This window comes from Achromobacter sp. F4_2707, from assembly GCF_047501535.1.
In the GTDB taxonomy this organism is placed as follows: domain Bacteria; phylum Pseudomonadota; class Gammaproteobacteria; order Burkholderiales; family Burkholderiaceae_B; genus Yanghanlia.
This window is the reverse complement of sequence record NZ_JAZDRJ010000004.1, coordinates 176,901-198,786: the sequence shown is the minus strand read 5'-3', so window position 1 is coordinate 198,786 and position 21,886 is coordinate 176,901. Positions and strand designations below refer to the sequence as shown.

The window sequence follows — 21,886 nt, the reverse complement described above, 5'->3', positions numbered from 1 at the left end:
ATATTAAACATGTACGCACAAGAAACTGATACGACTCCTCGGTCAACTTTGCCTAAGGAAAGTGCATTCCTCGAAGAAAAAGCATTTCGCTCCCGAATGGTTCTGGTGTTTGGCACGATTACCGATACCCTTGCATTGGAGACCGTGCGAAAACTGTTGATACTGGATGACGAGTCAAAGGCTCCCATCACCATGATCATCTCGTCTCCTGGAGGCCATCTGGAGTCTGGTGACGCAATTCACGATGTGGCGCGCTTCGTATCTTCGCCAGTCAATATGGTTGGTACGGGTTGGGTGGGAAGCGCCGCTACACATCTCTACCTGGGAGCGCCTCGCGAACGCCGGTTCTGCCTGCCGCAGACTCGCTTTCTGATTCACCAACCCAGCGGTGGCGCCGGGGGACCTGCAAGTGACATCGCCATACAGGCGACCGAGATCATTAAAGCTCGAGAACGCATCGCGCGTGTCATCGCAGATGAAAGTGGACAGGCAATCGAGCGCGTGCGCATGGATATCGAACGTGATCTATGGATGCCGGCTGAGGAAGCGGTCAGTTATGGCTTGGTTTCGCGCATTATCCGTTCTCGCGACGAGTTGTCCGCTGTTTGATTGTTTGTGTGTGGCGACCACAAATTACTTGCTACTGAAGCGTATATCGAGATGCCAATTTGACTATGGATGGTTATGTCATCAGAGTTTCTGCTTGCCTTTGTTGCCTACGCATTTGTGACCTCAATCACGCCTGGGCCAAATAACACCATGTTGCTCGCTTCTGGGTTGAACTACGGTTTTGTCCGCAGCCTACCGCATGTTCTCGGCGTCAGTATTGGCTTCGCACTGATGGTTGTGGGTGTTGGCGTAGGTTTGGGCAGTCTGTTTGCGGTTTATCCAGAGCTTTATGTCGTCTTGCGTGTCGGTGGTGCAGCCTATCTGCTGTACCTCGCGTGGCTGATTGGTACGGCACGTCCCCTGGACGATCGGCCGGAGATCTCACGTCCTTTTGGGTTCTGGAAGGCTGCCGGATTCCAATGGGTAAATCCGAAAGCATGGATCATGGCTAGCGGCGCCATCACGACTTATGTGCCTGCAGGTAGCGGCATGATGTCTGTGATCATCATAGCCATCCTTTTCGCCATCATCAATGCGCCCAGTGTTTCTGTATGGGTGATTTGTGGCACTTCGTTGCGTCGTTTTCTCAATGATCCGCGTTCTCTTCGGATCTTTAACACATCAATGGCAATTCTTCTTGTGCTTTCCTTGTACCCGTTGATATTTGATGGATCTAGTGGATAGATGGGATGGGTTTCTATGCGCATGAAATACCTGCAATGCTTTGTAGTGTTAGCTGAAGAGCAGCACTATCACCGCGCCTCGGAACGGCTTAACGTTGCGCAGCCCTTGATGTCGCTTGCGATCAAACGCCTTGAGAGTGAGTTGGGTGTGCTGCTGTTCAAACGTACGCAACGCAGCACAAGAATCACCGAGGCCGGGGCGCGCCTACTGCCGGAAGCGCAACGGATTCTGAACCAGTATGCCGAGTTCAAACGTCATGCTTCGCTGGTTACCCAAGCCGTTCAGCAACGTATCCGTCTGGGCCTGTCGGGCATGACGGTCGGCTTGGCACACCCTCAACTCGATGCGCTACTAAGGCTCGTGCATGAAGAGCTGTCGGACATCGATTTGTATGTCACCGAGTACGAGCATGGCACGCTGATCCGCAACTTGCGAGATGGCGTGTTGGACATCGGCATCGCCATTGGCAATCTTCGCCATGAAGACTTGGTGATTCAGCGTCTTTGGAGCGACCCCATGTGGGCAGTGGTGCCAGCTTCCCATCCTCTTGCTCAGGCCTCGTACCTGAGCCGTGACGACCTCAGGTCATGCCGTTTGATCGTATGCCATCCTGACAGTGATGATGGCGGCAGCGAGCAGATTCGTGCGCTCATTGCAGAGAAAGTGATTGAGCCGACTATTGCGCAGTACGCCTCCAGCGTCCAAGGGATGCTGTCGATGGTGGCTGCAGGCTTCGGCGTGAGCTTTATCGCTGAGTCCCAGATTGCGCGCAATCCGCGCCATGGGGTTCGTTTTTTGCCGATCGAGCAGTGCGAGTCGGCTTTCTACGCTTCGGCGTTATACAGGTCTGGTGGACTGCGACCTGAAGATCGGCGGTTCTTTGAGGTGGTGCGGTCATTCCTTGGTCGCGAGCCCCAGACGCCTGCTCCCATTTTATTGTCCAACTGATTATCAATCCGCTGCGGCCGCATTATTTGACTCGTCTTTGAACGGTCATCATGATGGGTGCAACCTGCGCATGACTTTGCCTGCGGCATCCTGAACGGGCTGCTCTGCGCCTGACCGTACTGACGGTCATTCCCCACAAATACTTTGCTCTGTGCGCGTTGCTGCGCGCGCGGGCCGCGTCTTGCCGACGCCTGTCGAGACATTTGTCATTTCCTGCGCTGGACTACGCCTGAGTGGGTTTTGGATTCAGCGCCTCTGAACGAGACTGATCACGTGTGGATACGGCACGCGCTTGCGTGCCTGTTGACCACGCGATTGTCAGCGGAGAGACGACATGGCGGAGAAGGCATCGGCACAAACAGGGGTGCTGTTCGGGCAGATCATTGCAGTCTGCGCCGTTGCCTTCGCGTGCCTGTGGGCCGGAACCCAGTACACCGCCGCAGCCCTGGGATATTCGCCACGGCTGGGCGAGCCCGTGGGGTACGTTGCTGACGTTCCCGTTTATTACCCCTGGCAACTCTTCCCCTGGTGGTTCTCCTTCGAGGCGTACGCGCCAGACGTGTTTGCGCGCGGAGGCGCCATTGCCTCCATGGGTGGAGTGCTGTCAGCCGGTGTGGCCGTTGGCATGTCGGTCCATCGCGCCAGGCTTGCCAAGCGCGTATCGACCTATGGCTCTGCACGCTGGTCCAGTTTCGAGGAAGTCCGTAAAAGCGGCATGTTGCGCCAGGAGGGCGTGTTCCTTGGGCGCATCAAAGACAAGACGCACTATCACTATCTGCGCCATGAAGGGGCAGAGCACGTCATGGCGTTCGCACCGACCCGCTCGGGCAAGGGCGTGGGGCTGGTGGTGCCGACCATGCTGTCCTGGTTGGGATCCTGCGTTGTTCACGACATCAAGGGTGAGATATGGAAGCTGACGGCGGGCTGGCGTGCACGCTTTTCTCACTGCCTGCTGTTTGACCCGACGAATCCGCTGTCGGCGCATTACAACCCGCTGATGGAGGTGCGCCTGGGCACGCATGAAGTCCGGGATGTGCAGAACATTGCCGACATCCTGGTGGACCCCGAAGGGGCGTTGGAGCGACGCAATCACTGGGAGAAGACCTCGCACGCGCTGCTGGTCGGAGCCATTTTGCACGTGCTCTACGCCGGCGAGGACAAGACGCTGTGTGGTGTCGCCAACTTCCTGTCGGACCCCGAGTGCCCGTTTGAGCTGACCTTGCATCGCATGATGCACACCCGGCACCTGAACGATGGCCCGCATCCGGTGGTGGCGTCCGCCGCGCGTGAAGTGTTGAACAAGTCCGAGAACGAACGTTCCGGCGTGCTTTCAACCGCCATGTCGTTCCTGGGCCTGTACCGCGACCCAACAGTGGCCGAAGTGACCTCGCGGTGCGATTGGCGTATTGCCGACCTGATTGCCGCCGACAACCCCGTCTCCCTTTATCTGGTGGTGCCGCCTTCGGACATCAGCCGCACCAAGCCGCTGATTCGCCTAATCCTCAACCAGATTGGACGTCGCCTGACTGAATCGATGGATGGCTCGGATGGCATCGAGCGCAAGCACAAGCTGCTGCTGATGCTGGACGAATTCCCGGCCCTGGGCCGTCTGGATTTCTTCGAGTCGGCGCTGGCCTTCATGGCGGGCTATGACCTGCGCGCCTTCCTGATCGCCCAATCTCTGAACCAGGTGGACAAGGCTTACGGGCCGAACAACTCCATTCTGGATAACTGCCATGTGCGCGTGACGTTTGCGACCAACGACGAACGCACGGCTAAGCGGATATCGGACTCCCTGGGTACGGCCACGGAGCTACGCGCCCAGCGCAACTATGCCGGCCACCGGCTGGCGCCGTGGCTGGGCCACTTGATGGTGTCTCGCCAGGAGACGGCCAGGCCGCTGCGCACTCCCGGCGAAATCATGCAACTGCCGCCTGACGAGCAGATCGTCATGGTGTCCGGTCAGCCGCCCATCCGAGCCCACAAGCTGCGCTACTACGAGGACCGCAATTTCACGAGCCGGGTGCTGCCGCCGCCCGTGCTGGGTGAAGGGGCGTATCGGGACCGGCCCGCGCCAAGGCCCGATGACTGGAGCCATCTCCGCGTGCCTGAGCCTGACGATGCGATAGCCACGCCTGTGGCTGAGTCGATCGATGACGGCGGCCTGCAGGTCAAGCCCGAGCTGGTCTTGGAGCCTGGCATCGCGCTGGCCGACGAGAACGACGATTTCAGGCTCCTGGCCGACCTGGATGACATGCCGCTGCCCATGACGCCAGACCGCCGCCTTCAGCGGGCGGCGCGACTGGCTGCCCTTGATCCAGACGATGGGATACCGCTATGAGCCTGGGACGTAAACACCGTCTGAACCTTTTTATTCAGCCCGATCACGCCCGACGCCTGGAGGATCTGTCGGCGCATCGCGGCGTGTCCAAGTCGTCCATTGTCGCGGCTGCGCTGGCCTCGTTTCTGTCGCCGGATGCTGCCGACCAACGCGAAGCGGCCTTTGCCCGCCGCCTGGACCGGCTGTCTCGCCAGTTCGACAAGCTGGAGCGTGATCAGAACATTCTCATCGAGACCTTAGCGCTGTTTGTCCGCTACTCGCTCACGGTGTCAGCGACGGTGCCGGCCGAGCATCAGGAGGCGGCACGCGCTCAAGGCAAGCTGCGTTATGCCCAGTTCATAGACCAGTTGGCCCGTCATCTGCAGCGCGGGCGCAGCCTGGTGCGTGAGGTGCATGAAGAAATCTACCCCGAGCAGGAGGGGCTCTTCAGCGGGGATGCCGTCCAAGCACCCGTTCCCCACCAGTCTGAGGGTAACGAAGCAGTGGCGCAGGTTTCACCAGAAAGCGAGCAAGGAGATGAGGCATGAGCAGGCAGGCATGGCAGTCGGAAGACGATGAATCCCAGCAACGCAGCCTGAGGATGCTGCACACCGCCTTCGGCCCGGCGATCACGGCGGCGCTGGCCGACCCCGAGGTCGCGGAAATCATGCTCAATCCCGATGGGCGGCTCTGGTTGGACCGCTTGGGCAATGGCCGCATCTGCACTGACGTGATGCTTTCCAGCCAGGATGCCGAGCGCATCATCCGGCTGGTGGCGGCCAGCGTGCAGCAGGAGGTCCATCGCGGCCTGCCCATCCTGTCGGCGGAACTGCCGGGCAATGGTGAGCGATTTGAAGGCGTGCTGCCGCCCATTGTCTATGCCCCCGCATTCTGCATCCGCAAGCATGCGGCAGGTGTTTTCACCCTGGACGATTACGTGCGCGACGGCATTCTGGCTGATGAACAGGCTGAGTTCTTGCGCCATGCCGTGGCCGAACGCCTGAACATCCTGGTGGCCGGCGGCACGAGTTCCGGCAAGACCACCCTGACCAATGCGCTGCTGGCCGAGATCGGGCGCAGCGGCGATCGCGTGCTGATCCTGGAGGACACGGTGGAATTGCAGTGCGTCAACGAAGACCACGTGCAACTGCGCACCAAGCCGGGTTCGGCCTCGATGGCGGATCTTGTGCGTTCCACACTGCGTCAGCGGCCTGATCGCATCATCGTCGGCGAGGTCCGGGGCTCTGAAGCCTTGGACTTGCTCAAGGCCTGGGGCACGGGCCACCCGGGCGGCGTCGCTACGTTGCACGCCAATTCCGCCTACGGCGCACTGATGCGGCTGGAGCAACTGACCCTTGAAGTGTCAGCGGTGCCGCCTCGGGCGCTGATCGCCGAGACCGTCAACGTCATTGTTTTCCTCGCTGGGCGCGGAACGGCTCGCCGCGTGCGCGAGATCGTGCGCGTCACCGGCGTCCAAGGCGACCGCTACCTGCTTGAGCCCCAACACTGCACCCTGGGAGATATCGCATGAAACCCGTCCGTTCTTTTACCGTTCAAACCCGTGACTATGCGCGCCGCCTGGGCGTACTGCTGATGCTGGCTGCAGCCGGCGGCTTGCAGGCGGCCGGCTCCAAGATGCCCTGGGAGGCGCCGCTGCAATCCATTCTGGAGTCTGTCCAAGGGCCGGTGGCCCGCATCGTGGCGGTGATCATCATCATCGTGACAGGCCTTACCTTGGCCTTTGGCGACACGTCAGGCGGCTTTCGGCGGCTGATTCAGATCGTCTTTGGTCTGTCCATTGCCTTTGCGGCGTCCAGTTTCTTTCTGTCTTTCTTTAGCTTCTCGGGCGGGGCGCTGGTATGAGCGGCCTGCCAGACGGGTTTGAAGCCCCGCTGCATCGGGCGCTGACCGAGCCGATTCTTCTGGGCGGCGCACCGCGCACGGTAGCGATTGCCAACGGCACGCTGGCCGCCGCCATCGGGCTGGGCCTGCAGCTATGGCTGGCAGGCGTGGCCTGCTGGTTTGTCGGCCATATGCTGGCGGTCTGGGGAGCGCGCATAGATGTGCAGTTCATGCAGGTGTTCGCGCGGCACGTGAAGCATCCCGCGTTGCTGGACGTTTAAGGGCGCGGCCATGATGAATCTGACCGAATACCGCAAGCGTCCGGCGCTGTTGGCCGATTGGCTGCCCTGGGCGGGGTTGGTCGCTGATGGTGTCGTGCTGAACAAGGATGGCGCATTTGCCCGCACGGCCAGGTTTCGCGGGCCGGACCTGGACAGCGCCACGGATTCCGAGCTGGTGGCCGTCACGGCCAGGCTGAACAATGCGCTCAAACGCCTGGGTTCAGGCTGGGCGCTGTTCGTGGAAGCCGAACGCGGTCCGGCTCGCGCTTACCCGGAATCGACATTCCCTGAAGGCCTGTCCTGGCTGGTAGATGAAGAGCGACGGTCTGCCTTCGATGATGTGGGGTCGCACTTCGAGAGCGCCTACTACCTGACGGTGGTCTGGTTGGCACCGGAAGAGTCCCGAGCCCGCGCCGCCCGGCTGATCTACGAAAACCAGGACAGCAAAGGCGTGGACTGGCGTGAGCGGCTGGCCGGGTTCGTGTCGGAAACCCAGCGGTTCTATGGCCTGTTGGAGGGCGTCGTGCCCGAGCTGGCGTGGTTGGGCAGTGCAGAGCTGCTGACGTACTTGCATGGAACCATCTCAACGCGCCGCCATCGGATATCGGTGCCCGAAGTGCCGTTCTACCTGGACAGCCTGCTGACGGACTGCCCGTTGGTGGGAGGCTTGGCGCCGATGCTGGGCGACCAGCACCTGCGGGTGGTGTCGGTGCGGGGCTTCCCGGCTTCGACCTGGCCCGGCATTCTGGATGACCTGAACCGGCTGGGCTTTGCGTATCGCTGGATGACGCGCTTTATCTGTCTGGACAAGGCGCAAGCCCAGTCGGAACTGACGCGCCTGCGCCGTCAGTGGTTTGCCAAGCGCAAGAGCGTGGTGGCCTTGCTGCGCGAAACCCTGTCTCAGCAGGAAAGCCCGCTGGTCGATAACGATGCGGACAACAAGGCGCTGGATGCCGATGCCGCCTTGCAGGAACTGGGTTCGGACGATGTGGCCTACGGCTACCTGACGAGCACAGTCGTTGTCATGGATCCCGACCCCAGCCTTGCCGATGAGAAACGGCGGTTGGTTGAGCGGGCGATTCAGGGCCGGGGCTTTGTGACCATGCCCGAGACCTTGAATTCGGTGGATGCCTGGCTGTCGTCCTTGCCGGGGCATTGCTACGCCAATGTCCGTCAGTATCTGGTCTCCACGCTGAATTTGGCGCACATGATGCCGGTCTCGGCGGTTTGGGCCGGACAGGAGAGGAATCAACACCTGGACGGACCGCCGCTCATCGTCACGCGCACCGATGGCGCAACGCCGTTCCGGCTGGTGACCCATATCGGCGACGTTGGGCACACGATGATTGTCGGACCGACCGGTATGGGCAAGTCGGTACTGGTGGCGACCCTGGCGCTGCAGTTCCGGCGCTACGCCGGTGCGCGCATCTTCGCCTTTGATGTCGGCCGGTCGCTGCGCGCGGCCATCCTGGGCCTGGGCGGAGAGCACTACGACCTGAGCGCCAAGGGTGAGATTGCCTTTCAGCCGCTGGCCCGTGTGGACGAGCCCGCGTACCGCAGCCAAGCCGCCGAGTGGGTTGAAGGACGGCTGGTCATGGAAGGCGAGACGGTCGGCCCTGATGAGAAGGCAGCCATCTGGTCGGCGCTGGGCAGTTTGGCCAGCGCACCGGTCGGGCAGCGCACGATGACGGGGCTGTGCGCGCTCTTGCAATCGAACCGGCTGCGCCAGGCGCTTGCGCCCTATGTGCTGGGCGGCGCATACGGCAAGCTGTTCGATGCGGAGCATGACCGCCTGGGCGTGGCCGATGTGCAGTGCTTCGAGATGGAAGACCTGATGGCGAGTAGAGCCGCTGTGCTCGCGGTGCTGGATTACTTGTTTGCGCGTCTGGAAGAGCGGTTTGATGGTTCCCCAACCATGCTGTTCCTGAGCGAAGCCTGGACGTTTCTGGATCACCCCTTGTTCTCAGCGCGGCTGCGGCAGTGGCTGAAGACCTTGCGGAAAAAACAGGTTTCGGTCGTCTTCGATACCCAGTCCTTGGCCGACATCAAGGAGTCGTCCATTGCGCCTGCCGTCATCGAAAGCTGCGCGAGTCGCATCTTCCTGCCCAACCCGCAAGCGTCTGAGCCGCAGATTCGCACGATCTACGAGGGCTTCGGGTTGAACGCCCGACAGATCCAGTTGATCGCCCACGCCCAACCCAAGCGAGACTACTACTACCAGTCGAGGCTGGGCAATCGTGTCTTTGACCTGGGGCTGGGCCCCGTGGCGCTGGCGTTTGTAGGCGCATCTACGCCGGAAGATCAGCGCGCTATGGACGCCGTGCTGGCAGCCCATGGGCCGGACGGATTCGCGTCGGGCTGGCTGCGCCACAAAGGCCTGGACTGGGCAGCGCAGATGTTGAGCGGGTACGGCGGAGCATCCGCCTCACCTGCCACCGATTCCATCCAAAACCCACCGACGGAGGATGTCTCATGAAAAAGCCCATGCATTGCCTGCTGGCCGCCGCACTCTGGATGGCGATTCCTGCCCACGCCTTGACGGTGTTCGATCCCAGTAACTACAGCCAGAACCTGCTGACGGCGGTGCGCGCTTTGGAGCAGATCAACAACCAGATCAGGCAACTGGAAAACGAAGCGCAGATGCTGATCAACCAGGCCAAGAATCTGGCGACGCTGGATTTCGACAGCGTCAACCGTCTGCGCTCGGCCATTGCCACGACCACGCGCCTGATCGATGAGGCCCGAGGCCTGGCCTACGATGTGTCGCGGCTGGAAGTGGATTTCTCGCGCCTGTACCCGGAAGAGATGGGCGCGGCGCTGACCAGCGATCAGATGGTGGTCGATGCTCGCGAGCGCTGGAACCAGTCGCTGGAGGCGATACGCACGACGGTCAAGCTGCAGGCCCAGTCCGTGCAGAACCTGCGCGATGACGAAGGCGTATTGGCCGATCTGGTGGCGCAAAGCCAGTCCGCCGCCGGCTCCTTGCAAGCCATGCAGGCGACCAACCAATTGCTGGCCCTGCAGGCCAAGCAGGCGATTCAGCAACAGCAACTGCAGATCGCGCAGGACCGGGCCATTGCCATCGACAAGGCGCGCGCCGTGGCGGACGAAGCCCAGGCGCGTGAGGTGCGCCGCCGCTTCCTGGGCGACGGGAAAGGGCAATACACGCCGGAATCTGTCCGGTTCTATGACTGAAGGAGGCGAGCCATGTGGATACACTTTTCTGCTGTAGTGGCTTGCTGCTTTGTCCTGCCGGCCTGCGGAGAGCGGGCGCAAGAGACAGAGGCTGCGGATGTCTTGTTAGTTACGCCTGAAACGGATGCTCAGGCGCAGCGTGAGGCCAAAGCCGTGCGTGATCACTTTTATGGCGACGGCAAATCCAACTACACCCCGCAGCCGGTGGACGGGTTCTGACCATGAACGATCTGGCCATCATCGACAAGTTCACGCAGGTCTTCTCGCGCTATATCGACAGCGGTTTCGGGCTGCTGGGCGGTGAGGTCGCGTTTCTGACCGCCACGCTCGTGGTCATCGACATGACGCTGGCTGGCCTGCTGTGGGCGACGGGCGGCCAGGACAATGTGACGGGCAAGCTCATCAAGAAGGTGCTGTATGTCGGGGCGTTTGCTTTCATCATCGGCAACTTCAATGCGCTCTCGGCCATTGTGTTCAAGTCCTTCGCGGGGCTTGGACTGATCGCTTCTGGCTCGTCACTGTCGATTACCGAGTTCCTGCAGCCGGGGCGCGTGGCGCAGGTCGGCGTGGACACCGGCGCGCCGCTGCTGAAACGCATCGGGGAGTTGTCCGGCATCACCAAGGTCTTTGCGAATCTCGACGTCATTGTCGTGCTGTTCCTCGCGTGGATCATCGTGGTGTTCAGCTTTCTGATCCTAGCCATTCAACTGTTCATCACGCTGCTGGAATTCAAGCTCACGACCCTGGCGGGCTTTGTGCTGGTGCCGTTTGCGCTGTGGAACAAGACTGCCTTCCTGGCCGAGAAGGTGCTGGGCAATGTGGTGGCCTCGGGCATCAAGGTGCTGGTGCTCGCCGTGATCCTGGGCATCAGCACGCACGTGTTCAACGATTTCCGCACCGGCATCGGGGCCGAGCCCACGATGGATCAGGCCGTGGCCGTGATGCTGGCGTCTCTTGCCATGCTGGGCTTGGGCATTTTCGGGCCAGGCATTGCCACAGGGTTGGTGTCCGGTGCGCCGCAGCTGGGCGCTGGGGCCGCTGCCGGTACGGCGTTGGGTGTGGCGGGTATGGCTGCTGCCGGCGTGGCCGGGGCTGGTCTCGCGGCACGAACGGGCCTTGCTGCCGGTCGTGCAGGCATAGGAGGCGTCAGGGCCGGGGCATCCGTTGCCAAGAGCGCACGCAACGCCTATGTGGAAGGAGCCAGTTTTTCCGGGAAGTCTGGCAAGCAGGCCGTCGCCGCAGGCTTGAAAGAGGTGGCTCGATCCGGGGCGAGTGCGGTCGGCAAGCGCGCCAAGGCCGCCGTCATGGGCGCTGCCGGTGACGCACGTGCCGGAGCCGCGACTGGCGGTGCGGTAGCCAGCGCCGGCGCTCAGCCCGCTTGGGCCAAACGGGCGCAATCACGGCATCGGGCGGCGCATGGCGCCACGATGGCCGCGCATGCCGTGCGCTCGGGCGATGGCGGCGGTGGATCCGGTCCCAGCCCCAGCCTGCGTGACGACTCGAATTCTTAAAGGAGATCACTCATGTTGTTTCGACGCCCCAGCGTGAAGTACAGCCAGACACCGGAGCCCATCACGCCGTATCAGAAAGCCGGTCAGGTCTGGGATGGCCGTCTGGGCAGCTCGCACGCCCAGACGCGCAACTGGCGATTGATGGCCTTTGCTTGCATTGCTTGGGCCATCGCCATGTCGGCCGCCTATGTCTGGCGAACCTCCCAATCGCTGGTCACTCCCTTTGTGGTGGAAGTGGACACGCTCGGGCAAGTGCGGGCGGTCGGGCCTGCTGAAGCCCCGTACCGGCCGACCGACGCCCAGATCGCCCACCACCTGGCCGGTTTCATGCAGCGCGTGCGCGCCATCTCGCTGGATCCCGTCGTTGTGCGCGACAACTGGCTGGCTGCCTATGACTACACCACGGACAGGGGTGCGGCGTTCCTGAACGAGCACGCCCGTGCCAACGACCCCTTTGCCAAGGTGGGCAAGGAAACTGCCACGGTGGAGATCGAGAGCATCGTGCGCGCCAGCGAACGTTCCTTCCAGGTGCAGTGGATGGAGCGCCGCTATGTGAACGGCTCCCTGGCCGGTTCAGAGCGGTGGACGGCGATTCTGACTGTGGTGCTGCAAGCGCCCAACACCGAGGCGAAGCTGCGCGCCAACCCCTTGGGCATCTACGTGGACGGCATCAGTTGGAGCCGCCAGTTGTCGTCGAGCCAATCTACAGGAGGAAACACCCCATGAAATCGTTGAGCCTGACGCTGATCGCTTGCGCCGTCCTTGCTGGCTGCGCTTCGCGTGGCACGCCGCCGCCGGAAATCTCTTTGGATGAGGTGACCGTCTCGGAAACCTTTGCGCTGGATGCGCCGCCCACGCCCATCGAGGTGGTCGCCATGCCTGAGCCGCTGCCGTTGCCCGGGCAGTTGAAGGAACTCGACGCTAAACCAAGCAAGGCCGAGCCTGCCAGCCCCACGGCGCGCGTGGCGCAGGCCAACAAGGAGGCCAGGATGGCTCCGACACGCGATGGCTTCATCAATGCCATCCAGGTCTGGCCGTACACGGAAGGCGCGTTGTACCAGGTCTATGCCAGCCCTGGCCGGGTCACCCTCATCCAGTTGCAGCCGGGTGAACGTCTCATCGACGTGTCCGCAGGCGATACGGTACGGTGGATTCTTGGGGATTCGATGAGCGGCAGCGACGCCACGCAGCGCCCGAACCTTCAGGTCAAGCCTGTTCGTGCGGGTCTGAAGACCAACTTGGTGGTGACGACCGACCGGCGCATCTACCTGCTGGAACTGACCTCTACAGAATCTGCCTGGATGGCGTCGGTCTCCTGGGACTATCCGCAGGACCGGCTGGACGCCCTGAATGCGCAGGCGCAGGCTGCCCGGCAGGTGACGCCATTGGCAGCAGGCCTGTCTGTTGATCAGTTGCAGTTCCGCTATGACATCACGGGCGACAAGCCGGCGTGGCGGCCATTGCGAGCTTTTGATGATGGGCGCAAGGTCTATATCCAGTTCCCGGCCGGCATCGCCCAGGGCGAATTGCCGCCGCTGTTCCTGGTGGGGCCGGAGGGTGATCTGCAATTGGTCAATCACCGCTACCAGGCCCCGTATTACATCGTGGATAGGCTGTTTGGGGCGGTGGAGCTGCGTTTGGGCGGCGAGCGTCAGCAGGTCGTGCGCATCAGCCGCAATGATGTGAAATCCCGCTGATGGAGGCCGACATGAGTGAGAACCAGATCGAGCCTGACATCATGCCGCCCAAGGTCTCTCCCGAGTCCGTACGCCTGCGCGCCGAACCGCAGCGCGTCACGCGCCTGAACCGGCGCACGCTGGCGGTCCTGGCCGGCGGTGGGACACTGCTGGTGATGGGCGCGCTTATGTGGTCATTGCAGCCCGTCAAGCGTGGACAGGGAGAGACCGAGGAGCTTTACAACGTCGATCGGATTTCCAGGGCGGAGGGGCTGGAAACCTTGCCGCGTGACTACAGCCAGATCAAGCTGCCGCCTGAGCGGGTGCAGCCCGTGCCCGTACTGGGCGACCCCTTGCCTGGAGATTTGGGGCGGCCCATTCTGCGTGCGGAGCGTGAAACTGAGGCGCGGCTGGCTGGAGGCCCGGATGCAGCAGAAGCGGAACGGTTGGCAAGGTTGAAAGAAGCAGAGGAAGCGGCGCGGGCACCCTTGTTCTACAAGACGACGGATAAAAGCGCATCCGGTTCGGCTATTGCTGGAACAGCATCCGGCATGGAAGTGCCGGACTTGGCGCTGAATACTGCTGGCACTGCAGGCGCAGTGGACGCCGTACCGGCTCAGAACCTCCAGGGCAAAAAAGAGGCCTTCGCCCGGTCGGGGCAGCAAAGCAAAGTCGCTATGCAAGGGCTGACAGCGCCACGTGCGCCGTACACCTTGATGGCTGGCACCGTTATATCGGCTGCCTTGGTGACGGGCATCAAGTCTGATCTGCCTGGAGAGATCATCGCGAACATCACGGAGCCCGTCTATGACAGCGCGACAGGTCAACATGTGCTCATCCCGCAGGGCTCACGCCTGATGGGGCGCTACAACAGTCAGGTGGCCTATGGGCAGAGCAGAGTTCAGGCCGTATGGGATCGCATCGTGTTGCCGGATACCTCGTCGGTGACGCTCGATAGCTTGGCCGCTGCAGATCCTGCCGGATTCGCTGGCCTGGAGGACGATGTGGACTGGCACTGGGATCGGATCCTGGCGGGTGCGGCGCTGACCACGTTGCTTGGCGTGACAGCGGAACTGGCTGCACCAGATCTGTCAGGCAGCGAAGGAAGAGTGGTCGTGGCGACCAGGGACGGCCTGCACGACAGCATCAATCAGGTCGGTCAAGAAATGACCCGGCGCAACATGAACATCCAGCCCACGCTCACCATACGGCAGGGAATGCCGGTTCGGGTGGTCGTGAACCGAGACATCACACTGCGACCGTATCGGCCGCTGTTCATCAATAGGTGAGGGTATGGCGACAAAACTGAGATTAGGGCCGCTGCCGAAGGTGCGGCAGGTGAAGGTGACAGTGCAGATGTCGCAGTCGTTGCTGGAGGATTTGGAGCGGTATGCAGCCGCTCACAGCCAGGAACATGGGGAAAACGTGGATGCTTTAACGCTGATTCCGTATATGTTGGAGCGGTTTATGGCTGGTGATAGGGGGTTTAGGAAAGTAAAATGAAGTAACTGTTAATGGTAGAGGTTGAGTGGCTACTTGCGGTCAAAAGCAGTCATCAGACATGCCGATCTAAGGCCACTCAGATTAAGTGATCGACGCTATGCCGAATGCGCTTAAGGTGGGGTAGCCTCACGCGGGCTGTGACGAAATAGCTTATACGGCGCGCATGCGACACTATAAGGATTGACCATGAAGGCATTTTTATCTCATTCGAGTGCGGATAAGGAAAGTTACGTCGGCATTGTGGCGGCACGCCTAGCGGCGGAGGACATCGTTTATGACGAGGTCTCGTTTGAGTCTGGCGAGCTGACCCTCAACGAGATTATCCGTGGGTTGGATGAAAGTACCGTGTTTTGCCTTTTCATCTCCAGCAAGTCGCTCGATTCTGAGTGGGTTCAGCAAGAGGTGGATGGTGCGTCGGTTAGACTGGCGAGCGGTTCGCTTAAGTGCGTTTATCCGATCGTGATTGACCGTAATGTAGCTCACGACGATCCACGCATACCAAAATGGCTTAGGGACAACTACAACCTGAGGCAAGTCCCCCGGCCCGTTATCGCTGCGCGCCGCATCCAGCAGAAATTAAGGCAGGCAAGCTGGGCGAAACATCCCAAGCTGAAAGAGCGCCAAAGTGCTTTTGTCGGTCGCAACGTGCAGATTGAAGCGTTCGAGCGTCGCTTCGATGATTTCAGCCGGTCTAAGCCCGTGCTTTCGGTCGTTGGAGGCCCGCCATCGATTGGTCGACGCACGCTAATCTTGAACGCCTTGCGGAAGCTAGGGCTTGTGGGGCCAGACAAGGACTTCCCTGTTCTTCATCTCGACCGCCACGCGAGCATCGAGGACTTTATCTTAAGACTCTTAGATCTTGGGGCGTCGGATACGAATTACACCGAATTGAACCTTACCGAGCGGACACTCGATGAGAAGGTTGAAATTTCGGTAGGCTTGCTAAAGGATCTGGCGAATTTCAAAGAGCGAGTGATCGTGCTCGATGAAGGATGTCTCGTCACCTTTGAGCGGACGCTGGCCCCCTGGTTCGCTGCTATTGCCAACAATGCGGACCTGGCCGGTATGCCTCTGATATTTGTAGCCTCGCGCTGGGCCCTCCATCCTGGCTCGGCGCGGCAACTGCAACCGGCAGTCTTTTCGTGCTCCTTGGGTGAGCTAGATTCGTCAGAACGCCGCCGACTCTTTGCTCGTCTTCTACAAATTGAGGGTGTCGCGCTAAGTAACGAAGATTTCGAAATGTTCGCCGACCTACTCCATGGGTTTCCCGACGAGGTGTTCTTTGCCGTAGACCTTGTTGCGCGATTCGGCGTCAAAGGCGCGCTGGATCGATCTCATGAAATAGTGGAGTTTAATGGGGAGAAGGCGTTGATGTTGTTGCGCCCCTTCGAAGAAAATGAGGCCGCGCTCAATGTAATTCGGCTTCTAGCGCAGTCGGAAGTATTTAGTGTCGAGTTCCTTTGCCAAGTATTCAACGCGGACCCGCTCGCTTCCCTAATCGGCGATTTAATCTCGGAGCATGTGTGTGAGCTAATCGGAGCGGAAGGAGAGTTCGTAAGGTTGGTGGATTCGGTTCGCGATTACGTGAAGCGGAATAACCTCAACTTGGCTCCTGAGCTTCAGAAAGCTGTCAACATCGCAATCGAAGGTGATATCCGGCGCGGCAACTGGAACGACTATGATTCGTCGCGAGTTGCATTTCTGGTTAAAAATGCGCTCGCTAGCGGTCAGAGTCTGGACCCCAAGATTTTGATTCCTTCGCATATCCTGCGAGCTATCAAGGAGCTTTACTACGACCGGGGGGGGCTGAGGCGCGCCGTCCAGTTGGCGGACGTTCTGCTGGCGAAAGAGCGAAGTTTAGATTCGCAACTTGTCCAGGATGTGCGTTACTACCTTTGTCTGGTGCTCGCCCGTCTGCGGGATAGCCGTGTGCTGGACGAAGCCCAGCGTATTCACGGGGATGAGCACCACTTTATCCTAGGCTACTACTATCGCCTCGTTGGTCGCCAGCGTGATGCTATTGAGCGGCTCAATCGCGTTGTTACGGGACCCTTCGTCGGCGTTCGGGCCAAACGGGAACTGATTGAGGTTCTGCTGCAGATGGAGCAGTACGACGAGGCGAGGGATATGGCTCAGAAGAACTATGAGGAAAACCGGACCAACCAGTTCCACATCCAAGCGTATTTCCGCGCACTAGTAATGGGCAGCAACCCAGAACAACATTTTACCCAGCTTGAAGTGCTCTGCGCAGAGTTAGAAGCGGTGGGCAGCGAGCGCGCTCGCCAGATGGCGATGATCGGGCGGGCACTCGTTTCGGCACGGTGCACACATGACCATCGAGCTCTTAATCAAATCGATGACGCCATTGCTGCGTTCCCCCGCGCTATCTACCCGATGCTGGCGAAGTTCGACATAGGTATGAGCTTCCGCGACGAGGCCGCCATGCAGGACGCGCTGCGCCGCCTCGAAGCTCTTGTGAACGACGGCGCGAGCTTGTCGACTAAGACGCTAGGCATGCAGCGCGCCTATCTCGCCGCCGTTCAAGGCGACCTACCGACGGCACAAAGCAGGGCGGGCGAAGTAACAAAGCACTTCACCGATGAGGCGCGCACAAGGTTCCTTGAAAAGCTCGCAGCGGTTGCGGGCAGCGTATCGGTAAGGGCTGTTGGCGGCACTCACGCAAGTTAGCAGTTCTTGATGCGAAAGCGGGAACTAGGTCAGCGTGTCTTCTGAACGTCCGCAGTCGAAGCAGTCTGGCCACTACGCTTGTCTTAGCCTGAGTGAGTGTTAATCCATCGCATTTCACGGCATTCTGAGGTCATATGGAACAACAGGAGACCGACATGTCCGACCTTCAGACTACGCCGACTGACAATGGTATGCCCAGCGACCCGTTGGCGCCGATGTTCTACCGTATGCGTGATGTGTTACGAATGACGGCATTAAGCCGTTCCAGCCTTTATCGTCGCATTGCCGCCGGCAATTTCCCGCCTCCTGTTTCCCTGGGTGGTAAGGCTAAGGGATGGCGCCGAGAAGAACTAGAGCAATGGGCAGAAGACCCGTCTGGTTTTCGTTTTATGCAGTCCTGCATGATAAGGAAGACACGCCAGGGAGCCAGAGTCCGACAGGTTCGCCTGTAGGCTGTCTTATGCCCGCTTAAGCCAAAGGACGTTTTCCGCCAGTTTGGGCATCTTGCCTGCCTCAAGCTCATCCAGGAAGTCTGCCCACTGCTGCACCATCACCTTACGTTGCGCCAGGAAAGTCGCGCGATCGTAACTGGCGCCCAATTCTTCCTTCGACACGTGCGCCAGGTGGCGTTCGATGACGTCCGGCTCCCAGCCCAGGTACTCCCGAATCATCGTGCGTGCGGTAGCCCGGAACCCGTGGCCCGTGATCTGTTCCTTGGTGTCGTAGCCCAGCGTGCGCAAAGCCGAGTTGATCGTGTTTTCACTGATGTAGCGTGACTTGTCAGAGCGTCTGGCCATGTTGGGGAACACGGGACCTGTCGGTCCGGTAATGGGCAATAGATCTTCCAGAATCCGTCGGGCCTGGCGCGATAGCGGCACGATGTGGGCCGGCGTGCGATTATCGCGTTTCTGCCATTCACGCATCTTCATGTTCTCTGGCGGGCAGCGCCACAGACCCTTTTTGAGATCGACATCTTCCCAATGAGCCAGACGCAGTTGGCCGGGCCGTTGGAAGACCAAGGGAGCCAAGCGCAGGGCGGCCACGGAAATGAAGTTGCCGGAATAGGACCGCATATCTCTCAGGAGCTGGCCAAGTAGCTGTGGGTCAGTGATGGCGGCGTAGTGGCGGCCGCGCGGTGTTGGCAAGCCCCCAGTACGGTTGTTGACGAAGTTCTGGGCGGGCTCCAATACGCCCGTATCCACAGCGTACTGATAGACATGTTGGACGGCCTCGCGGACACGCTGCGCCGTTTCCAGGTTGCCGCGGTCTTTGATGCGATGCAGGCATCGAACGATTTCGGGTGGCCTGATGGTCTCCATTGCTTTGTCGCCCACCCAAGGGAACACGTGAATCTCCAAGTGACGGGTGACTTTGCTTTTGTAGCCGGCTGACCAGATGCGATCCTTGCTGGCACTTTCGAGCCAGGCGCGGGCCATCAGTTCGAACGTGTTCATCTTGGCGATCTTGGCCTGCTCTTGTTGCTCCCGTCGGGCATCTTGGGGGTCGATGCCTTGGGCGCGTAGCGCGTTCGCTTCTCTGGCCAGCTCTCGCGCCATTGCCAGTGTCACGGCAGGGTAGGCACCCAAGCCGATCTTGATCTGCTTCGTGCCGGATTTGTACCGGTAGAGCCAGCTTTTGTTGGATGCACGTACGCGCAGGTGGAGGCCGTCGCCGTCATTCAGCATGTACTCTTTGGTGCTGGGCGAAGCGGTGCGGACTTTGAGGTCAGTCAGGAATCCCATAGGTGTACCCCTGCAAAAAGAAAACTGGGTACGACCAGTCTAGGGTACACCTTTGGGGGCACGCAACGTTGGGATTTGCTGAGACTTGATGGAACCTCATGGGTCAGGTTTCTAGTCTAACCTCATGATTTTCTTGAGAATTTGGTGCAATCTGAACCTGTGCGGAACAAATCGTTGGTGCCCGGGGCCGGAATCGAACCGGCACGCCTTGCGGCGGGGGATTTTCTTACCACTTCGATTTTCATCGCCGCCATGCCGAAGCATGACGTTCGTGGTCTGGAGCACGCCTTCACCGTAGCATCGCGTGTTATCGCTTTGCCTTAGGTGCCCGCCGTCTGCTCTCTACACCTTCCGAGGGGCCTTTCGGCTCCAGGGCTTGGCTCGGCATTAGCTCGGACTTATCGTCCAGGGCCTTCACCGAGTTTGACGGGCTTCACCTCTGAGGTTTCCCTCGGAGGGCTCAAATTTGGTCTGAGTCCCCTGCGTCTACCAATTTCACCACCCGGGCAAAATTGTGAAGCAGTTCTACTTCACTACTACTTACTACCACCTGCTAGGAACCAGTATGAACTGGTCTGGCTCCTATTTGGCTCCTAGAGCGAAAATCAATGTTTTCGCAAAGAAGCTACAAATCCCTGCAAACCCTTATCCCATGCGGCTTGGTGAGCATTGAACTCATAGTGCAAATAGGTAGAAGTACCTATTTTTGAGTCCCCTGCGTCTACCAATTTCACCACCCGGGCAGGGAGGTATGTTGCAGATAACAACACACGGCAGGAAGTCCGCAATTATACATAAATTTTATGTGCCTGCCATTAGTCTGCGCATCCAGTCCAACAGAACGGTAGGCAGCTCTTGTGGTTTGCTTAGCAGCGCGTAGTGGCCATGGCCGAATATTTTTGATAAATATCCGGCGGCCTGGCGGTCTATGGTCAGGCAGAAGGGGTGTGCGCCTTGTAGGCGGGCTTCTTCTACGGCGCGGCGGGTGTCTTCTACGCCGTAGCGGCCTTCATAGATGTCGGAATCATTGGGTTTGCCGTCCGATAGCAGTAACAGCAGGCGATGTTCTGCCGGTTGTTGCATGAGTTCGGCGGTGCTGTGGCGCAGGGCTGCGCCGGTGCGGGTGTAGTACTGGGGTTCCAAAGCGGCAATGCGTAGGGCGACGTCTTCGCTATAGGGTTCGTTGAAGTACTTCAGGGTGCTGAGGGTGACGCGGCGCCTTCCGTCGCCGGAAAATGCCTGGATGGAATAGGGTTCGCCCATGTGTTGCAGGGCGATGGCTACCAGCAGCAGGGCTTCGCGTTCTACATCGATGATGCGGCGGCCGTCGGCCAGGTAGGAGTCGGTTGAGCCGCTGATATCCACCAGCAGCACAATGGCGATGTTGCGCGCTTGGCGGCGTTGTTGTCGGTACAAGGCCTGAGGCATGGACAGGCCGCTGCGCAGGTCGCAGCGGGCTTCGGTGTAGGCGTCGAGGTCGATTTCGTCGCCGTCCAGGCGGCGGCGCAGCCAGACGCGGTCAGCCTGCAGCATTTCAAAGCGGCGGCGGATGGTGTCTAGCATGCTGCGGTGGCGTGCCAGAGTTTTTTCCACCCAGAGTCCGGGCCCGTGCTGGGCGGGCAGCAGGTGGATGATGGCGCCCGGGTGGTGATAGCCGTTGATGCGGTAGTCCCATTCGGGGTAGTGGATCTGCGGCGTGTTTTCTGCGGTTTTTTCCTCTCGGGTCTGGTGCCGGCGGTCTGGCGTGTCGTCGGACAGCAGGACTTCTTTGGCTGGTGTGGAAGTGCTCACTAGCCGCGCCTCCGGCAGTTCCGACAAGGCGTCGGCGAATTCTTCACTGGCGGTTTCTTCGTCGCGGTCGGTGGGGCGTTGCGTGCCTTTTGGGTCTTCCGCTTTTTCCAGCGGGTCGCCTGCGTGGATCATCCATACGCCTGGTTCTTTTTTGTCTTCGTCCTCTTCGGCTTTTCTTTCCTTGGGGCTGCGAGGCATGTGGGCGCTGCGAGTCGGGGGGTCGAAGTCCGGTGGCAGCGCCTGGCCCGGTACAGATTGCTGCGGGTGTTCGGGTGGCGAGGGCAGGATTTCGCCCGTCCAGCAGTCTTTGAATAGGGCTTGGGCGCGTGGCAGTTTGGTGTGCGGAGTTTTGTGTTCACGCACCAGCCATTCGGCGGCTTCCATCTGCTGTTGCGGGCTAGGCGCGGGTGGCCAAGGCAGGCCTTCAACAGGTTGATTCAGCGGTGTGGACAGAATGCTTTGGGCCAGTGCCTCAATGGGGCGGCAGGCGGGCGGCAGGCTGTCGATGGGGGGCCGCAGGCTGAGCGCCCATTTGCGTAGCTGTTCAACCGCTGGCGCCAGGCCGGGCAGTTCCGCGACCAAGTGCTCGTCGGCGGCCTGCGCTTCCAGTAAGGTGTATAGCGCCAAGCTGCGGGGGCAGGGGGCTTGGGCGACCTGTGTGGCGCTCCCGCGCAGGGCGCGGCTGGCTTGTTGCAGCGCTATGGTACGAAAGAGTTCTGCGGCCTTCTGTTGGTATTGCCGCCATTCCGCTGACGCGGGCGCGGTCAATGCCATTATCGGAACAGGCAGTGCAAGCTCCATGGGCAGCCAGATCGATCTTCCGTCCGTACAGGGGATTGCCAGGCCGGATTGGCGTACGTCGTGGCGTCGGAATAGCCGGGTGAGTACGGTAGGGCGGGCGGGAATATGCGCGATTCTTAACGGCAGGCTGAAGCCATGTACGGCATGAATCAGCAGGTCGATGCGCTGGCGGACTTCCGGCAGGCTGAGCGGGCGCGGTGAGTCGGCGGTGCCCCGGTGCCTGAGCCACAGGCGGCGGATATGTAGCGTGGCGTATCGGGCTACGTCTTGGACGACGTCTTCGGCTTCTGCCATG

General features: G+C 60.4%; 20 protein-coding genes. 18 read left to right on the top strand and 2 right to left on the bottom strand.

The genetic code is table 11. The features are described 5' to 3' along the window. Nucleotides 1-9: 9 nt before the first annotated feature. The 18 genes from VRY85_RS05920 to VRY85_RS05835 all read left to right on the top strand — a co-directional run bounded on the left by VRY85_RS05920 (nucleotide 10) and on the right by VRY85_RS05835 (nucleotide 17,709). Nucleotides 10-609 carry an ATP-dependent Clp protease proteolytic subunit gene (locus VRY85_RS05920; RefSeq protein WP_414597688.1) on the top strand — a complete coding sequence of 200 codons (600 nt, stop codon included), beginning with the start codon at nucleotides 10-12 and terminating at the stop codon, nucleotides 607-609. 75 nt (nucleotides 610-684) lie between these two features. Then, entirely contained in the window at nucleotides 685-1,293 is a 609-nt protein-coding gene (locus tag VRY85_RS05915) for a LysE family translocator (protein WP_414597687.1), read from the top strand. Between the two features lie 21 nt (nucleotides 1,294-1,314). Further along, nucleotides 1,315-2,241: a LysR family transcriptional regulator gene (locus VRY85_RS05910; RefSeq protein WP_414597686.1), complete on the top strand. Its 927-nt coding sequence runs from the start codon at nucleotides 1,315-1,317 to the stop codon at nucleotides 2,239-2,241. Between the two features lie 334 nt (nucleotides 2,242-2,575). Then, nucleotides 2,576-4,582: a conjugal transfer protein TraG gene (locus VRY85_RS05905; RefSeq protein ID WP_414597685.1), complete on the top strand. Its 2,007-nt coding sequence runs from the start codon at nucleotides 2,576-2,578 to the stop codon at nucleotides 4,580-4,582. Next, on the top strand, nucleotides 4,579-5,109 hold the full coding sequence (locus VRY85_RS05900; protein WP_414597684.1) for a CopG family transcriptional regulator: 531 nt from the start codon (nucleotides 4,579-4,581) through the stop codon (nucleotides 5,107-5,109). Before VRY85_RS05905 ends, VRY85_RS05900 begins: the two co-directional genes overlap by 4 nt. After that, on the top strand, nucleotides 5,106-6,092 hold the full coding sequence (trbB, locus tag VRY85_RS05895) for a P-type conjugative transfer ATPase TrbB (RefSeq protein ID WP_414597683.1): 987 nt from the start codon (nucleotides 5,106-5,108) through the stop codon (nucleotides 6,090-6,092). Before VRY85_RS05900 ends, trbB begins: the two co-directional genes overlap by 4 nt. Then, nucleotides 6,089-6,424, top strand: coding sequence for a TrbC/VirB2 family protein (locus VRY85_RS05890; RefSeq protein ID WP_414597682.1), 336 nt, complete (start codon nucleotides 6,089-6,091; stop codon nucleotides 6,422-6,424). The genes trbB and VRY85_RS05890 overlap by 4 nt, the downstream gene beginning before the upstream one ends. After that, the gene (locus VRY85_RS05885; protein WP_414597681.1) at nucleotides 6,421-6,684 is read left to right on the top strand and encodes a VirB3 family type IV secretion system protein; all 264 of its coding nucleotides are present in this window, start codon (nucleotides 6,421-6,423) and stop codon (nucleotides 6,682-6,684) included. The genes VRY85_RS05890 and VRY85_RS05885 overlap by 4 nt, the downstream gene beginning before the upstream one ends. Nucleotides 6,685-6,694: 10 nt before the next feature. Continuing rightward, complete coding sequence (trbE, locus tag VRY85_RS05880) at nucleotides 6,695-9,160, top strand: conjugal transfer protein TrbE (protein WP_414597680.1); 2,466 nt, start codon at nucleotides 6,695-6,697, stop codon at nucleotides 9,158-9,160. Continuing rightward, complete coding sequence (gene trbJ, locus VRY85_RS05875) at nucleotides 9,157-9,879, top strand: P-type conjugative transfer protein TrbJ (RefSeq protein WP_414597679.1); 723 nt, start codon at nucleotides 9,157-9,159, stop codon at nucleotides 9,877-9,879. The genes trbE and trbJ overlap by 4 nt, the downstream gene beginning before the upstream one ends. A gap of 12 nt (nucleotides 9,880-9,891) precedes the next feature. Next, nucleotides 9,892-10,098 (top strand): hypothetical protein, encoded by a 207-nt coding sequence (locus tag VRY85_RS05870; RefSeq protein ID WP_414597678.1) that lies wholly within the window; start codon nucleotides 9,892-9,894, stop codon nucleotides 10,096-10,098. 2 nt (nucleotides 10,099-10,100) lie between these two features. Beyond that, nucleotides 10,101-11,390 carry a P-type conjugative transfer protein TrbL gene (trbL, locus tag VRY85_RS05865; RefSeq protein ID WP_414597677.1) on the top strand — a complete coding sequence of 430 codons (1,290 nt, stop codon included), beginning with the start codon at nucleotides 10,101-10,103 and terminating at the stop codon, nucleotides 11,388-11,390. Between the two features lie 12 nt (nucleotides 11,391-11,402). Continuing rightward, the gene (gene trbF, locus VRY85_RS05860) at nucleotides 11,403-12,116 is read left to right on the top strand and encodes a conjugal transfer protein TrbF (protein ID WP_414597676.1); all 714 of its coding nucleotides are present in this window, start codon (nucleotides 11,403-11,405) and stop codon (nucleotides 12,114-12,116) included. Next, on the top strand, nucleotides 12,113-13,087 hold the full coding sequence (gene trbG, locus VRY85_RS05855) for a P-type conjugative transfer protein TrbG (RefSeq protein WP_414597675.1): 975 nt from the start codon (nucleotides 12,113-12,115) through the stop codon (nucleotides 13,085-13,087). Before trbF ends, trbG begins: the two co-directional genes overlap by 4 nt. 11 nt (nucleotides 13,088-13,098) lie before the next feature. Continuing rightward, entirely contained in the window at nucleotides 13,099-14,355 is a 1,257-nt protein-coding gene (locus VRY85_RS05850) for a TrbI/VirB10 family protein (RefSeq protein ID WP_414597674.1), read from the top strand. Between the two features lie 4 nt (nucleotides 14,356-14,359). Then, nucleotides 14,360-14,569 (top strand): DUF2274 domain-containing protein, encoded by a 210-nt coding sequence (locus VRY85_RS05845; protein WP_414597673.1) that lies wholly within the window; start codon nucleotides 14,360-14,362, stop codon nucleotides 14,567-14,569. Nucleotides 14,570-14,755: 186 nt separating this feature from the next. Beyond that, a complete protein-coding gene (locus VRY85_RS05840) occupies nucleotides 14,756-17,257 on the top strand; it encodes a toll/interleukin-1 receptor domain-containing protein (protein WP_414597672.1) in 2,502 nt (833 codons plus the stop codon). 155 nt (nucleotides 17,258-17,412) lie between these two features. Then, nucleotides 17,413-17,709: a helix-turn-helix transcriptional regulator gene (locus VRY85_RS05835; RefSeq protein WP_414597671.1), complete on the top strand. Its 297-nt coding sequence runs from the start codon at nucleotides 17,413-17,415 to the stop codon at nucleotides 17,707-17,709. Nucleotides 17,710-17,715: 6 nt separating this feature from the next. Here VRY85_RS05835 and VRY85_RS05830 read toward each other — a convergent pair whose 3' ends face one another. Together VRY85_RS05830 and VRY85_RS05825 are read right to left on the bottom strand one after the other, a co-directional pair. Next, nucleotides 17,716-18,999: a tyrosine-type recombinase/integrase gene (locus VRY85_RS05830; RefSeq protein WP_414597670.1), complete on the bottom strand. Its 1,284-nt coding sequence runs from the start codon at nucleotides 18,997-18,999 to the stop codon at nucleotides 17,716-17,718. Nucleotides 19,000-19,800: 801 nt separating this feature from the next. Next, nucleotides 19,801-21,885: a VWA domain-containing protein gene (locus VRY85_RS05825; RefSeq protein ID WP_414597669.1), complete on the bottom strand. Its 2,085-nt coding sequence runs from the start codon at nucleotides 21,883-21,885 to the stop codon at nucleotides 19,801-19,803. Nucleotide 21,886: the final 1 nt, after the last annotated feature.